This window comes from Nitrospira sp. (assembly GCA_024760525.1).
In the GTDB taxonomy this organism is placed as follows: Bacteria; Nitrospirota; Nitrospiria; order Nitrospirales; family Nitrospiraceae; genus Nitrospira_D.
The window spans coordinates 3689115-3704823 of the sequence record CP060499.1; the positions used below are offsets into that span (position 1 = coordinate 3689115).

11 protein-coding genes are annotated in these 15709 nt (G+C 54.2%); 8 read left to right on the forward strand and 3 right to left on the reverse strand.

Features of this window, described 5'->3' with window-relative positions:
• Positions 1 to 181 precede the first annotated feature (181 nt).
• On the reverse strand, positions 182 to 520 hold the full coding sequence (locus H8K04_17360) for a PilZ domain-containing protein (protein ID UVT15548.1): 339 nt from the start codon (positions 518 to 520) through the stop codon (positions 182 to 184).
• A gap of 405 nt (positions 521 to 925) precedes the next feature.
• Here H8K04_17360 and H8K04_17365 point away from each other — a divergent pair, with 405 nt between their 5' ends.
• The 8 genes from H8K04_17365 to H8K04_17400 all read left to right on the forward strand — a co-directional run bounded on the left by H8K04_17365 (position 926) and on the right by H8K04_17400 (position 14150).
• Complete coding sequence (locus H8K04_17365; protein ID UVT15549.1) at positions 926 to 1417, forward strand: MarR family transcriptional regulator; 492 nt, start codon at positions 926 to 928, stop codon at positions 1415 to 1417.
• A 145-nt stretch (positions 1418 to 1562) separates the two neighbouring features.
• Positions 1563 to 2654, forward strand: a complete 1092-nt coding sequence (locus H8K04_17370; protein ID UVT18031.1) for an efflux RND transporter periplasmic adaptor subunit — start codon at positions 1563 to 1565, stop codon at positions 2652 to 2654.
• Positions 2651 to 7234, forward strand: a complete 4584-nt coding sequence (locus tag H8K04_17375) for an efflux transporter outer membrane subunit (protein ID UVT15550.1) — start codon at positions 2651 to 2653, stop codon at positions 7232 to 7234. The genes H8K04_17370 and H8K04_17375 overlap by 4 nt, the downstream gene beginning before the upstream one ends.
• A gap of 1665 nt (positions 7235 to 8899) precedes the next feature.
• Complete coding sequence (locus H8K04_17380) at positions 8900 to 9190, forward strand: hypothetical protein (protein UVT15551.1); 291 nt, start codon at positions 8900 to 8902, stop codon at positions 9188 to 9190.
• 142 nt (positions 9191 to 9332) lie between these two features.
• Positions 9333 to 9749 (forward strand): response regulator, encoded by a 417-nt coding sequence (locus tag H8K04_17385; GenBank protein ID UVT15552.1) that lies wholly within the window; start codon positions 9333 to 9335, stop codon positions 9747 to 9749.
• A gap of 1233 nt (positions 9750 to 10982) precedes the next feature.
• Positions 10983 to 12656, forward strand: a complete 1674-nt coding sequence (locus H8K04_17390) for a hypothetical protein (protein ID UVT15553.1) — start codon at positions 10983 to 10985, stop codon at positions 12654 to 12656.
• A gap of 61 nt (positions 12657 to 12717) precedes the next feature.
• On the forward strand, positions 12718 to 13560 hold the full coding sequence (locus H8K04_17395) for a YqcI/YcgG family protein (protein ID UVT15554.1): 843 nt from the start codon (positions 12718 to 12720) through the stop codon (positions 13558 to 13560).
• Positions 13557 to 14150, forward strand: coding sequence for an urea carboxylase-associated family protein (locus H8K04_17400; protein UVT15555.1), 594 nt, complete (start codon positions 13557 to 13559; stop codon positions 14148 to 14150). Before H8K04_17395 ends, H8K04_17400 begins: the two co-directional genes overlap by 4 nt.
• A 168-nt stretch (positions 14151 to 14318) precedes the next feature.
• Here the strand turns inward: H8K04_17400 and H8K04_17405 are convergent, their stop codons facing one another.
• A complete protein-coding gene (locus tag H8K04_17405; GenBank protein UVT15556.1) occupies positions 14319 to 15128 on the reverse strand; it encodes a methane monooxygenase/ammonia monooxygenase subunit C in 810 nt (269 codons plus the stop codon).
• A gap of 44 nt (positions 15129 to 15172) precedes the next feature.
• A complete protein-coding gene (locus tag H8K04_17410) occupies positions 15173 to 15697 on the reverse strand; it encodes a hypothetical protein (GenBank protein ID UVT18032.1) in 525 nt (174 codons plus the stop codon).
• Positions 15698 to 15709 lie beyond the last annotated feature (12 nt).

A 15709-nucleotide genomic window follows, 5' to 3' on the forward strand; every position in this document is an offset into this window, starting at 1 on the left:
AGTGGTAAACGAGCGGAATCAGATCGAACGGGATGTCCCTCGCCTCCCATCCCCCTCATGCCAGATGCGTCTAGCATGCTACAGAAAGCGATGACTCTGTTGCTAGAAGTAGAGCTTCTGGCTCATCACGCCGGAGATAGGTATGTCTGGGAAAATCGAAACAGCTTGTCTCCGTTATGACTTACAAGGTAATGCGGTTTTGGTCGCACTGTTCTACGACTTCTGCCAAGCGAGATTGAGTCGCTGCGTCAATCCGCGTGATTTCCCATCCTGCATGGAGACCGTCAGACCAGCGAACAATAGCCGATTCTATAAGGATGTGGCAGAGCTTCTCTCCGCTGCAAAGGGAGAGGAACACGATCGTTTCGTGCCCGACGGACATCGGGCGATCTCCCGTGGCGCGCCAGCCGGTTTGCGAAAGATCCCAGACTCTTCCATTGGTCCATATGGCTTCACTGGAGTACGAGAGGGTGCACTGCACGGGAGTTCGTAACGTCTGGCGAACGGCATACGGTTTCATGACGTCACTCCTAAATGATGCCGTGAGATTCAGCTCATTTTCTATGATTAAATCTAGTAGAACTGGGCAAATGCGCCATGCCTCCTAAGAAGGGTAGAGGAGCGAGCACAAGTAGGGTGCGCGACATGTACATATCTCGGATTTCACTCTTGAAGATTAGTCCCGACTCTCCTAACCTGGCAAATTTCCTATGTCCACCTGACGGAGGAAACAACGATGCCGGAATCACAATATGAAGGACGGTCGATTACATTGAGGACCGACCAGCAGGAAGAATATGTGCAGTGTACCAGATGAATTCTAGCGTAAGGTATGAGGGTCTTGCCACGATACGTTTGTGACCGCCCGAAAGCTCCGTGAGCCCGATGACTTTCAGGAAGGGGGCTTGACAATAGATACTTGTATATGCAAATATTGAGTATGATGAATCCGGAAACAAAGAAACGGATGAATCGGGGCGAAGATATCATTGATCAGATCGCGCGGGAGTGCCTGCTGATGCGCGTGCGCAAACTTGATCGTGTGCTGACGGGTATCTACGATGCTGAACTCAGGCCATTTGGCCTGAAGGCAAGCCAAACGAATCTTCTGGTTCTTATAGCAAAGGCTGGCCCCATTCGACGTATTGAGATTGGGAAGCGTCTGCAGCTCGACCCATCTACCCTGACCCGGAATCTGAAGATCATGCTGACCAACGGTTGGATCCAAGAGGTTGCGGATGGGGAAGACGGCCGGGGCCTCCCAATACAGATTACGGTCCAAGGTCGTGACCTACTGCATCAAATCGGTCCGTCTTGGCGAAAGGCCCAAACTCGCACGGAGAAGTTTCTTGGAGATGAGGGCGCCACACTTATGCGAAAGCTTGCTGCGAATAGAGCTGAACTACCGTCACGGTAGGACCTTTTTTTGACCGTATACTTGCATATACAAATACATGAGCTTGTCCCTAACCAACTTTCCCAAGGAGAACATCATGAAACTCACTCGACACAGCCTTACTCGTCCCGCCACGTGGGTCGTTGGTGTCTTCCTTGTGGCATTGATGACCACCCTGGGATGTAACCATCAAGACGAGCAACCCCGGCAGAGTTCCCGACCCGTGAAGGTCGTCCGAATCGGCGATGAGGCCACCGCAGGAGTGATGAGTTTCGCCGGGGAAGTACGGGCTCGATACGAGACAACCTTAGCTTTCCGGGTATCCGGCAAAATGATTCACCGTCTCGTTGAGGTGGGAGATCGCGTCCACAAAGGTCAGCGCTTAGCAAGGCTTGATTCCAACGATTATCAACTTGGAACGGACGCGTTGAACGCTCAGCTCAAATCCGCCCAGGCCGAACAGGATTTTGCCCGGGATGACCTGACACGTTATCGTGAACTCCTGAACCTGCGGGTCATTAGTTCAGCCGAGTTCGACCGGCATGAAACCGCGTACATCACCGCGCGGGAACGGGTCGCGGCGCTGAACGCGCAACTGAACCAAGCGACCAACCAACTACAGTACACCGATCTGCTGGCGGATCGGAACGGCGTGGTGACGGCGTTGGAAGCCGAGATCGGGCAGGTGCTGGCCGCCGGTCAACCGGTCGTCAAGCTGGCCCGGCTTGATGAGAAGGAAATCCATATCGATATCCCTGAGCAGCGCGTGGCGGAAATCGAACTCTATCAGAAAGTCCGCGTGACCTTGTGGGCCGGCGGCGACCGGCAAATCACGGCACGTATTCGCGAGATCGCGGCGGCGGCCGACCCGGCCAGCCGCACCTATCGCGTCAAGGCGACACTGCTTGAAGGGCAGGATGAAGCACGGCTCGGTAAGACGGCGACGGTGTGGATTCCGTTGACGACGCCACCTCGCATTGCCGTTCCACTCTCCGCCGTATTTACCCCTCAGAACGAGCCTGGACGGCCGCGTGTGTGGCTGGTGGACGAGCAGGCTGGCACGGTCAGATCCGTGCCGGTTCAGCTGGGCAAGGCACTGGACGGAGAGCGCATTGTCGTCGGGGGAGTCGGGTCCGGACAATTAGTCGTCAGCGCTGGGGTTCAGCGCCTGGCTGAGGGACAGGCGGTGCGGCTGCCGGAGCAGGTCGCAGCGGACATGCTAGCCTCCGTCGCCGAAAGCAAGGAGGATCGGCCATGAAAGATTTCAATCTGAGCGAGTGGGCACTCAAACATCGCTCCATCACCGGTTTTTTCATGGCGCTGGTGCTGCTCGGTGGAATTGTCGCCTACGTCCAGCTGGGACAGCGGGAAGACCCAGCGTTCACCTTTCGGGTGATGGTTGTGAAAACCCTCTATCCTGGGGCCACCACGCTGGAAACAGAGCAACAGGTAACCGACCGCCTGGAAAAGAAAATCCAGGAACTGCCCAATCTCGACTTCATCCGCAGCTACTCGAAGTCCGGCGAATCGGTCATTTTTATCACACCCCGTGAAGATACGCCGGCGAAAGAAATTCCCGATCTCTGGTATCAGGTGCGCAAGAAGGTCGGGGACATCCGCATGAGCTTGCCACCCGGCATCGTCGGCCCTTTCTTCAATGACGAGTTCGGCGATACCTACAGCCTCCTCTATGCCTTTTCCGGGGAAGGCTTCAGCTACGCCGAGCTGAAAGCTGCGGCAGATTCGGCTCGACAGCAGATCTTGCGCGTCAAGGATGTCGAGAAAGTCGATCTCATCGGCGTCCAGGACGAAAAGATCTACGTCGAGTTTTCCGACAAGAAGCTGGCCGAACTGGGTATGGACCCCGCTGCGGTCGCTCAAGTACTCCAGGCGCAGAATAGCATGGTGCCGGCGGGAACAGTGTTTTCTTCACAGCGCAATCTCCCCATACGACTGACTGGCCCATTCGACTCGGTGGATAGCGTGGCGAACCTGGCTGTACGTCTCGAAGGCCGGACTATCAGGGTCAGCGATTTCGCCAGGGTGACCCGTGGCTACACCGATCCGCCGGAATTCAAGATGCGCTTCAACGGCAAGGACGCCGTCGGTCTCGGCGTGACCATGCACAAGAAAGGCGATGTGCTGGAGTTGGGCACAACGCTTGAAACCGCCATGACTCGGATCGAGGGAGAACTTCCGGTGGGCATCGAGGTCGAGCGGGTCGCCGATCAATCACACGTGGTCAACACGGCCATCGGCGAATTCCTGCGCACCTTTTTCGAGGCGCTGGCGGCGGTGCTGCTCGTCAGCTTCCTGAGTCTCGGATTCCGCACCGGCTCCGTGGTCGGGCTGACAGTGCCTCTGGTTCTGGCCGGAACGCTACTGTGCATGTGGCTCTTGGACATGGAAATCCATCGCATCTCGCTGGGCGCCTTGATTCTCGGATTGGGTCTTCTGGTGGACGATGCCATGATTGCGATCGAGATGATGGCGCGCAAACTCGAAGAGGGGTGGGATCGGATGCGCGCCGCGACGTTTGCGTACCGTGCCACGGCCTTCCCCATGCTAACTGGTACGTTGATTACCATTGCCGGCTTCCTGCCGGTGGGCTTGGCGAGATCCCAAGCCGGCGAGTACACCGTGGCGATTTTTCAGGTCATGGCCATCTCGCTGTTCCTGTCGTGGATCGGTGCGGTGGTCTTCACACCCTATTTGGGCTTTCTGATGCTCAAAACCAAGGGCAAGGGGCACACACCCGGTCACGAGCTTTTTGACACGCCGTTCTATAATCGTCTGCGCCGCTGGGTGGATCGCTGTGTGGAACATCGCAAGACAGTAATCATCGGCACGGTGGCGCTGTTCGGCGTCGGCGTCGCGACTTTGACCCAAGTCCCCGAACAGTTCTTCCCGCTATCCAATCGGCCCGAAGTTATCATCGACTTGTGGCTGCCGGAGGGCAGTGCGTTCGCGCAAACCGAAATGGTCGCCAAGCGCATGGAGGATTTGCTTGCCAAGGACGAGGACGTGATGAACTACGCGGCTTATATCGGCGGGGGGAGCCCAAGGTTTTTCCTGCTGATCGTGCAGCAACTGGCCAATACCAACCTCGCCGAATTCGTGGTGATGACGCGTGACAACGTCGCCCGCGAACGAGTTATGCAACGCATCCGGCTGGCGTTCGCCACGGATTTCCCGGAAGTGCGCGGACGCGCCATGCGACTCAATGTCGGGCCACCGATGGATTATCCGCTCGTCTTCAGGGTGTTCGGTGAAGATCCCAAGATCGTTCGAACCATTGCCGATCGGGTGGCCGAGGTTGTGCGCGTCAACCCCAATACGGTGGATGTGAACGACGACTGGCACGATCGCATTCCTTCGGCTCGTCTCGTCCTCGATCAGGACAAGGCGCGTGCACTCGGCGTCTCGACTTTAAGCTTGTCGCAAGCCTTGCAAGCTCACTATACCGGAATTCCCGTGGGACAGTTCCGCGAGGACGACAAGCTCATCGACATCGTCTGGAGAGCGCAAAAGAACTTGCGCGGCGCCGCCGACGAGTTGCCCGATGTGGCAGTGCGAACGGCCAACGGCAAATCGATGCCGCTGGCACAACTGGTCAAATCTGAAACCGTTTTCGAGGATGGCGTCCGTTGGCGCCGTAACCGCTTCGCGGCAATTTCAGTGCGGGCCGACGTCGTAGACGGCATGCTCGCGCCCGATGTAGCCGCGCAGATCGTTCCGAAGCTCGAGCCCATCAAAGCCAGCCTCCCCGCCGGCTATTTCATCGAAACCGGCGCGGCCAAGGAAGACGCCTGGATCGCTCAGAAGTCGATCCTGATCTGGATTCCGCTGGTCGTGATTGTGACGCTCATCCTGCTCATGATGCAGTTGCAGAACCTGTCCCGAACGTTCCTGGTATTCGTCACGGCTCCTTTGGGTGTGATCGGGGCCGCATTCGCCCTATTGTCGTTCGGCGCTCCCTTCGGGTTCGTCGCCTTGCTCGGCATTATCGCCCTGGCCGGCATGATCATGCGCAACGCGGTGATCTTGGTGGATCAGATCGAGCAGGACGAAAAGGCCGGCCGGGATACCTGGACCGCCATCGTAGAATCGACCGTCCGGCGTTTCCGGCCCATTCTGCTGACTGCAGCAGCAGCTATCCTGGCGATGATTCCGTTGTCGCGCAACGATTTCTTCGGACCGCAGGCTATCGCCATCATGGGAGGACTCACGATCGCGACCTTCCTGACCGTGTTCTTCCTGCCCGCGTTGTATGCAGCCTGGTTTCGGGTCACACGGAACGATGCTCATGCAGATGCGTCACCGGCAGAGTCCAATGACATTGTGGTTCCCAGGAATTCAGTAATGGTTGATGGAGCAACTGCCGTGACGACCCGCTATTCACTACCACTCGTCGTCCTGACAATCGTCATGTTAGGGGGGTGTACACCGACGCGTGTGAGTGATCGGGTACAATTATCGACTCCGACGGATTGGCATCATGCCCCAGTTGTTCAAGACAGTTCCAATCAGGCCGATCTCAAAGAATGGTGGCGAGGATTTCGCGATCCACTGCTGAACGAGTTGATCACCCAAGCATTAGCCGCCAACCACGATCTGAGAATCGCAACGGCTCGCGTTCGCGAGGCTAATGCGATGATCACTGTCGCGGAATCAGCCCTCTACCCCAGTATTGATTTCTTTTCCTCGGGAGGTCGGGAAAAGCGAATTGACCGGATCATCGCAGTACCAGGGAGCGAGGGGATAAAGCTAATCACACCCACCGCGAATGTCATCACCGGTGGTCTTGCTGCACGATGGGAGGTCGATGTTTTTGGTGCGAGACATCTTGAGGCTGAGGCCACAGGTGCTCAGGCCGCTGGAACCGAAGAGGAACGGCATGGAGTACAGGTGGGATTGCTCGCTCAGGTGGCGACGAATTATCTGGAACTACGCGGTGCACAGGAACGGACTGCGATTCTGCGCGCAAACATCGACATCCAACGGGAAAGGTTCAGAACTCTGCAGGCCTTTTATCATGCGGGTTTAACGAAAGAAACCGAAGTTTCCAGGCAGGAAGCCTTACTGCAGAGCACTGAAAGCGCCCTTCCGGGATTGAACGCAGCAGAGGTAACGTTGATCCATCGCCTCAGTGTGTTACTGGGCGAACCTCCGGCGAAATTGGAGAAGCGGCTTATTGCTGCAACAGGTCATCCTTCCGACCTGCCGGGTATCCCAAACATGTTGCCTTCAAGCCTCCTCCTACAACGGCCTGATCTGCGACTTGCGCAAACCGAGGTGAGTGCGGCAGCGGCCAGCCTTGGTGCGGCGCGGGCCGATTTGTTCCCGAAGGTGGTGCTGTCGGCGAGCGGTGGGATTGGCGCACTGGCCATCGGCGGATTTCCGACTCTGGTGGAGAGTGTGTATGCGCTGGGGGCGGGCCTCACGGCTCCGATATTCAATGCGGGACGCATTCGGGCTCACATCGCTGCCGCGGACGCACGCCTGGATCAAGTCGCGTCGAAGTACGAAAAAACCTTCCTCCTCGCCATGGAAGACGTGGAAAATGCCTTTCTCGCCCATTCCTCGTCGAAGGAGCGCCGCGAACAACTCGTGAAGGCCGAAACCGCAGCGGAGAAAACGTATCGCTCCTCCGAAGCCTTATATCAGAGGGGAGTGAGTGATTATTTATCCGTGCTGGATGCTCAACGCACCAAACTCTTAATCAACGACGAGCGCTCCAAGGCCGAGACGGCGGTGCGTGTAGCCTTGGTCTCCATCTATCGGGCCTTTGGCGGCGGCTGGTCAGGCGAACCTTCGTTGGGTCGGCCGCAGTCTTGAGATAACTGTGAGGTCATGTTGTCTCAACAAAGGGGTTCACCCCAAGTGTATGTGCTAAAAATCTTTAAAATAGCGCAACTTCCTCATAACCAATTGAATCAGTAGAAAGCCGCTAACACAACGATTTAGAAGATAAAACGGGGAAACCAGAGGAAATACAAGCCATTGATATAATTAAACATCTGCAACGTTTAACGCAAGGAGCCCCCAATTCTTTGACGTCCTTTGCACTCCAGGATCGAGCACTCCCGTCTCTATCCATTGTAGGTCGCCACCGGCGATGGGCGCCGGTTTTCACGTGCGAGTCGCATCTGCCGTGCCAGTTTCTCTGAAGCCAACGAGTGGTCGCCGCTTATGCCCTCAAGCGCTGAGCGGTTCTTACAAGGGATCCTCAGGACGTTATTACTCTCCTGATCATGAGAAAATTCTCATGTAGTTCTAACTCATCCCTCATCTCCAGGTCTTAAGATAAAACCGAGCTACAAAATAATCGGTGTGGGAGTCCTTGCACTAGTGGTTACCGTGGTCTTCATCTGTAAGAAAAGTCAGCAGCCCTGACTGCAACTGGTCTTGTACAACGCGAAGGCCACAAAATAAGCAGATCCGCTGACTCAACCCGTCTAATCGTTGGCGGAGGTTCTCATGGATATTCTTATTTGGCTTCTCATCGTCGCGCTGGGCTGGTTTGGATGGGTGGCGTTTCGTGACTCAGCAGGCTAGTGACCTTGTGCGTTCGCGGAAATCGTAACCCTGAAGCATTCGCCTTTTCGCATTCATTTTCGCAGAGTACGTCACCTACTCAGGATTCGGTATCACCCTGGGTTTGCTCGTGGTCAATGGGCCATAAGTTACAGAAATGACATAGAGGAGGTTCAGATGGATCACATCAAACTACTCATCTATGGCGCACTGGGCATCGGGATTGTCGTCTCGGTCATTGCTCTGCTCACAAATATGCTGGGCATCGCAAAGTATTGATACCCATTCTCGCATCGATCAACCTTGAACCCGAAAACCTTCGGGAGCGGACACAACTGGGCAGAAGCCTTTCCGAATTCCCATTCCCATTAGATGCTATACACCTGACACGTTGCTCGCACCCGTCGACTTGGAGTTCGAGGGCGCTTGTCGTAACTTTGCAGAATGAGTGCCGATGAAGATCGTTGCTCTGCTCGGCATCACCCTTGTGAACTGACCCGGAGGAGATGCAAGCGCGATTTGATGGACATTCGCTGTAGCGGCTCTGGATTGGTCATAAGAATCTCTCGTTGTCCACAAGAATGACCTCCGGTAGGGTGTGATTGAAGACCCTCCCGACTCGTGGTGCCTCCAATCCTTTGACGTCCTTATCACTCCAGGACCGATCTCTCGTACCTCCACCATTTCTAAGGCGCTTGCGCCTGAGGTCGCTCACTATGGACTGCGATGCACTGCCCTCGCGCAAGGTTCCGGCCTAGGCGTCATCAAATCTTGCCATAGGTCTTGAACTTCTCGCACAGAGTTCGCCAGGGGAATCGGCGTGGTTGCCGTCTCACACTTCGACCCATCGCGTCCAAGAAAAAGTTCAGGTATCTAAATTTCCTGACTACACATGACCGTGTCATCCCAAAGATGTGAAGTCCATCTTGTAAATGCCTTCCCCTGACGGTATAGTTTTACTTAGTGATGCTGCTCAGATTATTCAGCCGTCAGCAACTGCATGCCTACGCGAGTATCTGTCTCATCGTGTTCCTGTGCCTGTGTGTCGTTCTGCAGGTGTTAGGTGTGCCGGCGACTCTGCTAGACACAGTCGAGCAACTCGACCCCCTCTCTGTCATGGTTCTCGAAGGATGGTCTATTCCACAGACTTTTCTGGCCCTGACCAACAACAGCCAATCCCGCATGTCATCTCATGGCCCCCTTACGCGTTATCTTCCCGACGTGTTGAGCGCTATCTTTCATCCTCCTCTCGTCTAGTTTCTCTGCATTTCAGTCTCATCTGAAACTCGAACACTTCCTCTGATACCAGATGGAGCGAGAGTGTGAGTTGCGGCTTCCATCGTCGTAGACCGATGACCACCATTTTCTTTGAGTACACCCCTCGTGAGGGAGCGAGCCCTTGGCGACCATTTTAGTGATTGACGACGACCCGCAGATCCGATCTCGCTTCCAGAAGATTTTGGAGGCAATGGGACACCGCGTGCTTGCAGCCGGTAACGGCATTGAAGGTCTTGATCTCTTTCATCAAAGAGGCATCGAACTTGTGGTCACCAACGTATTCACACCCGAGAACGATGGGTTAGAGGTTATTATGACATTACGTCGAGAAGCGCCAACTGTCCCGATCATCGGATTCTCCGATCGAGCCGTCAGATATAAGTTTTTAAACGTAGCCAAGAAGCACGGTGAGAACCGCACAGTAGGCGGCAGTTGTCTTGTCTCTGAACTCCTTCAGGCTGTACAGAACTCGCTGCAAAAGAGAGAGCCTCCGCAGCAACAGGAAAACAAAGACAGATCAGCCATCTATGTTCCTTGAACGGCGCAGCTCCACGAATTAACACCCGGATGGAACGGACTGTTGACTATCATGACAAAGAAACAGGCGGGTGAATTACGGAAAGAATGGGCTTCGAAAGTCAGGCATCCCTGCTCGCATAACCAAGTGAAACTCCTCATGACAGAAGACGGTACCTACCTCATCGGAGAATACGGGTGCACGGTCTGCGGAGCACAGATTAGGATGGATCAAGGCAAGCCGAGATGACGCTCCCCAAGCCGGTCCGTCGGCAAACGTTTGTCGCGGGTCTAGGGTGGCCACCCGAACCGCCGTCTCCCCGATGGCTTGACCCGCGACTCCTTCGGCAGCTCTATTCTCATGCGGAAAGTGACTGTGCGAAAATTGTGCTAAAAGCCGCTTGAAGAGACAGAATTGATGAGAACCATCGCAACAGATAGAATCCTACAAGTCATTGATTCAATTATTAAAGCGAGAAACCAGACGAAAGATCAGGGCATTACGAAATTCGTCTTTACGGCCTCATAACCCAAAGGTCAGAGGTTCAAATCCTCTCCCCGCAACCAACCTTTTCAAGCGTTTGCAGACATCCAAATCAAACAAGTGAGCGTGTCACTGGAGCAATCGTTGGTGTTTCTGCGTTGCTTCAGCTGACTGTCTCCAGGAAGATGTGCCCCATCTCAAAATACTACTAAAGTCGGCAGGAAAATTACTCGCCTTTACGCGTAGCATGTTGCACTTCCCCCAAAAGAGGGAATCCTAAAATGCTGAGATAATGGGCGTCGGTCAGGATTGATTAAGTGCACACTTTTCAATCCGCGAGCTGTCTGTACGGTTGCAGAGCACAACAAGCCAGACCATATGGAAGGGTTACCCGTCAGCATAAGGCCTTCAAGAAGTCCTCTGATTGTGGTGAGTTTAGTTCCGTTTATCCTTTACGAGTAGAGACTGATGTCTCTATCAGTTTCCAAGCATCGTTCCGTATGGCGTTGATGAGCTGGTGAATGGCATGAGCGCTCCCTAGCCAACAATATCAGCAGCTAGTTCTCCATTAATCTAAAAAACATATTAATTCAATAACTTAAATAAGCATTCGTTTAAATGTATTGAGCTAGAAAATACGTATATATATGTAACTCTTAAGATGGATATTCGTGAAGTGCAGTCAGTTTCATACTTCTTTCATTAACTTATGTATGGTTTGGGAACTAGTAATGCTCCTAGATCACAGTTTAGCTGTGAGAGGAGATTCCATTGAATCACTCAGTGATCAAGCAACCACGGTCGGCCCAACTTCCGGCAGCACAGCAACCGAGCAAAGTAGCCTGGACTTTGCGTGCGCTCGCAAATGCCCGACTACCGCTATTGGCATGGGTCGCCCATACGGATCGGTTAAACGGCATCGTTACGCTAACCCACGGCTTGCGAGTCGAAGTACGCCGGTCGTTCTTCATAGAAGGAGTATGGGATGGTCCATTTGACCTCGGCGAATTTGGGACAACCGATTGCGTCTTTGGCTCAGGAGGTCTACTGATTGAGGATTCAGTTCGCTTTGTCCCCAGCACAGCAACAACCGATCATTTATATTATGACGACGCCGGTGACCACGTCATCGTCTCTAATTCCCTGCCCCTACTGCTGGCTCATACGCAACATTGTCTGGACCCTCATTACCAAGAGTATGCCGCGATCTGCCATTCAATTCTTGACGGAATCCATGACTATCGACGAGACATCCCAACAGTGGGAGGCAAAGTCCGCCGTCTGATGTATCGAAATTTAGAGATCACTCAAGACCGGATCATTGAACTGGAAAAGCAGATGCCGCCGCAGTTCACTTCCTTCAAACAGTACTGTGACTACATGCAAGGGAGCTACACACGGATCGCCGCCAATGCTCGCGACAAGGCACGGACGTGGCCGTTACAAATCGTGTCCACTCAGTCGAAGGGTTACGATTCGACGGCAGTGAACACACTGGCTCGTTCGTCAGGAATCGACAAGGTGTTCACCGTTCCTAACGCCAAGAGCAAGCGGTCCCTCGCACATCATGAAGAGAACAACCTGGCAGATGATGACGGCGGAGAGATTTGTGCCGCGCTCGACCTTCCATGCTTCCGAATCAATCGACGCGCCTTTGTCGAGAACTTCGACCAGGAGTATCTGTACTACTGCGCACTTCACCACAACCAAGATGCGAACCTAATGGACATCGGGAATCAGCTCTCAACGGTCAGCGTGCTCCTCACCGGCGTCATTGGTGAACTCTGGCGCCCCAAAGCGGATAAGGTAGAGTGGCCTTGCCTAAATCCTGATTTGCGGCATGGAGATCTGGGAGGCTCGGGGATGGGGGAGTGGAGACTCGTTGTCGGTTTGATCCATCTGCCGTTGCCGTTCATTGGAGCTCGGCGTCGGGCAGAGATTGTTGAAATTACGGAATCAGCTGAGATGGATCCGTGGCGAATGCGTAACTCCTATGATCGTCCGATTGCCAGGCGTATTGCCGAGGAGGCAGGTGTACCAAGACACCTCTTTGGGCAGTCCAAAATGGGGTCCGTGGTGCTTTTCTCAGATCCTTCAATCCCTTATGGTAAGGCTCTCCGGCGCGAATTCTTTGATTACCTGGTGAATGAAAAGATCATGTTACGGCCCACGACGTGGGTGTGGCCCATCGTTCGCTGGGTAAATACTATGCTGCAGGTCAGCTACTTACGTCGCGTCTCAGGCATTTACCTCATGGAACGTGTGCTGTCTAAGATGACCGGCCAGTTGGTTCGGTTCCCACGCCTATGGTCCAAACTGGACGGAGCCCTCTATTGTTTTTGCGTCAATAAGACTGCTCGTAAATACAGCGCAGATCTGAGGACTTCATCGGAAGACCCTCTTGTGTCCCGGACACAGCGTTCAACGCAAGAGAGACACCCGTGAAAGCAAAGGACGAGAAACCGTTCACCGCCGCCTTGATTCAAGATACCTGTGAGGTTTCACCATGAGCCCAGATCTCCATCACGTGCCGCTCGTTGGAAGCACCAACACCACAGCAACCGAAGCCCATAAGTGGAACCCCTTATGGGCTGATCCAATGGGACGCCTGATCTCAAGCTACGCAGCCTTCAACGGAAAGGTAGTCACCAAACCTTTTTCACCTGAAGCACCCGTCGATGCTGAACTCATTGATGCCCATGAACAACTACGACAGCAGATCTTAGGCCAGTTTTACCCCTGCACCGGCGCAATCTCGGCATTCAGCCAAAAGAGCTATCGTTTCGGGCTATACCCAGAACTGGCTTGTGACAGCAGCACCCGTGCCGTTTGCCATGACCTATACAATTTCGCCCATGAATTCCCAGTGGTGGATGACCATTTTATTACCTTCATTGCGATGTTCCGTGGGCCGGTAATCCAATCAGAACAACACTTCGAAGAGCTATTGTGGAAACAGCTTCAAGGCATGCACTCTCTTGATTCTAATTTCTTTACTTGGGATAAGAGTGTCGACTCCGACCCTCAGAGCCATCACTTTTCGTTCAGCATCGGTGGTCGTGCAATGTATGTCATCGGCATGCACCCCAAGTCTTCACGTCTCGCGCGAACCCGCCCGTATCCCACCATGGTGTTCAATTTGCACGAACAGTTTGACCGCCTACGCGCGCGCGAAAAGTTTGAAACTATGAAACAGACGATCAGAGGGCGCGAGATGACATTCCAAGGATCAATCAACCCGATGTTGACGAGCTTTGGTGAAAATTCTGAGGCGCGTCAATATTCCGGTCGTGCAGTTCCAGCTGAATGGTCTTGCCCCTTCCATGCGCGCAAGACTGACGCAACATGACCGCTTCTCACATCATCCGCATTCCACCGCAGAGTGGCCGCTCGTTTACGATCAAACGGGGCCAACTATTACGGGTTATCGACCCTCTTGGCGAACAGGTGTCTGATCTCTTTTCATTCAGCGAGCAAGATCATGACTGCCGCTTGTCCTCCGGCAGATCATTGGACTATGCGAGCCGGATCTACTTAACAACTGGTGATATTCTCTATGCAAACGACAGCAGACCGATGTTCACTATTCTCGAAGACACTGTCCGCTTGCATGACTTCCTTCTAACACCCTGCAGCCAGGAGATGTTTGAGATTCTGTACAAGCACAACGGCCATCATCCAAGCTGCTTCGAGAACCTTTATCTTTCCCTGAAGGAATACGGCATTTCAGGAGCCGACATCTCTACGACATTTAATATCTTCATGAACGTCAAGATCGACCCACAAGGAGCGTTGACGGTCGGCATACCAATATCCAAGGCCGGTGACCACATTGACCTGCGGGCCGAGATGGATATGGTATGTGGCCTAACAGCCTGTTCCGCTGAAGGATCAAACAACGGCCATTTCAAGCCAATAGACTTTTCTATCCTGGGTTGATGCGCCGTTGACGGTGTGGTCCCCTAGCCTGAGAGCCTCCTATTCATTGCCACCACAATAGCGAGTACGGTTCCTATTTCTCGACAGGGGGTGGAAATGCGACGGCCCGGAACCCCTGCAACGGAGCTCCGGGCCGCGCCCTGACACACTCGCTCTCAGGTCACCCGTTTAGTACACGGTCTTGTGCCCGGGGCCCACTTGGCTGGGGAACGGATCCAGGATGCTCTTCGGCGCGTTGTTCCAGATCACGTCCGCCAGATTCGACATCCGGCTCACGATCTGCGCCGCCACCCCGCCCGCTGCCCCGAACAACCCGCACCACCCCAACGTCACAAAGCCCCAGTGCAACGGGGCCGAGAACAATTCATCGACGAACCAGAACGCATGCCCCCACTCGTTCAACCCCACGTTCGGCAGGATGAACATCGGCCCCACCACCGCCGCCACCAGCGGGAACGACGTCGCCTGCGCGTACAACGGTAACCGCGTCTGCGCATACAGGTAGCTCGCCACCCCGCACGTGATGTACAACGGGAACGTCCCGTAGAACGCCACAATGTGGCTCGCCGTGAAGCTCGTGTCCCGGATGATCACTTGGTGCCACGCCGCATCTTGCTCCAGCGTATAGCTGCCCGCGTAGTACACGCCCCAGATGTAGCACACCAGCCACCCCATCCAGTAAAAGTACCGCTTCAGCTCCAGCTTGTGGTCCAGGTTCGCCAGGTTCCGGTCCCGCGTCACCCAAATCCAGCCGATCGTCACGGCAAAGAACACGGCGTTCGCTAAAATGTTAAAGCGCCACAGCCCCATCCACACCGAATCGAACTCCGGGGTCATGGAGTCTAACCCGTGCGAGTACCCGAAGGCCCGTTGATACAGCACCCAAAACACCCCGATCCCCAGGATCGCCAGCCAGCCCAACTTCACCGGCTTCGAGTCATACCACTGCGAAATATCGTACCCTCTGTCACTTGCCATAATGAATCCTCCTTGTTATACGAATCTCTTGATCGATGAAACCTTCACGACTGACCGGAGATCCGCCAGTTCCTATATCGTTTTGATTTCGAAAACTCGTACGCAAGTAAAGCAAGAAGAAGCAGGATGGTCAACGGCCCAATGGCTTTTCGGGCAATTGTCGCATAATCGATTTGCTGTACTCGCAACAGATAAGACGACGGACTAGACCCTTCCGGAGTGATGATCAACTTATACAGACCCTTAACCAGCTTGGCTTCGCCTCTGACTACTCCATCCAGGTGAATCGCCGGTGGCCAGTACGCGACGGTGTCATCTTCTGTCGTCTCGTTGAGTCCTCTGATAACCCGCACTCCCACCGGCATCGTGCGCAGACCTGGATCAACGAGATCGACCACAAGAAACGTTTCTCCTTCGCCAGGAATATCCGTACAATACTGGGCTTTTGCTTCATTCTGCGGCTGATACGCATTGAAATGGACGAGACTACCTCCGACCCTTTGGGCACAGCTATCTTCATCGATCGCCACATTGCCATGAGCATTTGCTACACCAGGAAGGAGGGCCATAACAAACACGAG

Excerpts from the sequence above, each read along its gene's own strand:
- H8K04_17360 (UVT15548.1), bottom strand. The coding sequence starts at position 520 with ATGAAACCGTATGCCGTTCGCCAGACGTTACGAACTCCCGTGCAGTGC.
- H8K04_17365 (UVT15549.1), top strand. The coding sequence starts at position 926 with ATGCAAATATTGAGTATGATGAATCCGGAAACAAAGAAACGGATGAAT.
- H8K04_17370 (UVT18031.1), top strand. The coding sequence starts at position 1,563 with ATGACCACCCTGGGATGTAACCATCAAGACGAGCAACCCCGGCAGAGT.
- H8K04_17375 (UVT15550.1), top strand. The coding sequence starts at position 2,651 with ATGAAAGATTTCAATCTGAGCGAGTGGGCACTCAAACATCGCTCCATC.
- H8K04_17380 (UVT15551.1), top strand. The coding sequence starts at position 8,900 with ATGCTGCTCAGATTATTCAGCCGTCAGCAACTGCATGCCTACGCGAGT.
- H8K04_17395 (UVT15554.1), top strand. The coding sequence starts at position 12,718 with ATGAGCCCAGATCTCCATCACGTGCCGCTCGTTGGAAGCACCAACACC.
- H8K04_17400 (UVT15555.1), top strand. The coding sequence starts at position 13,557 with ATGACCGCTTCTCACATCATCCGCATTCCACCGCAGAGTGGCCGCTCG.
- H8K04_17405 (UVT15556.1), bottom strand. The coding sequence starts at position 15,128 with ATGGCAAGTGACAGAGGGTACGATATTTCGCAGTGGTATGACTCGAAG.
- H8K04_17410 (UVT18032.1), bottom strand. The coding sequence starts at position 15,697 with ATGGCCCTCCTTCCTGGTGTAGCAAATGCTCATGGCAATGTGGCGATC.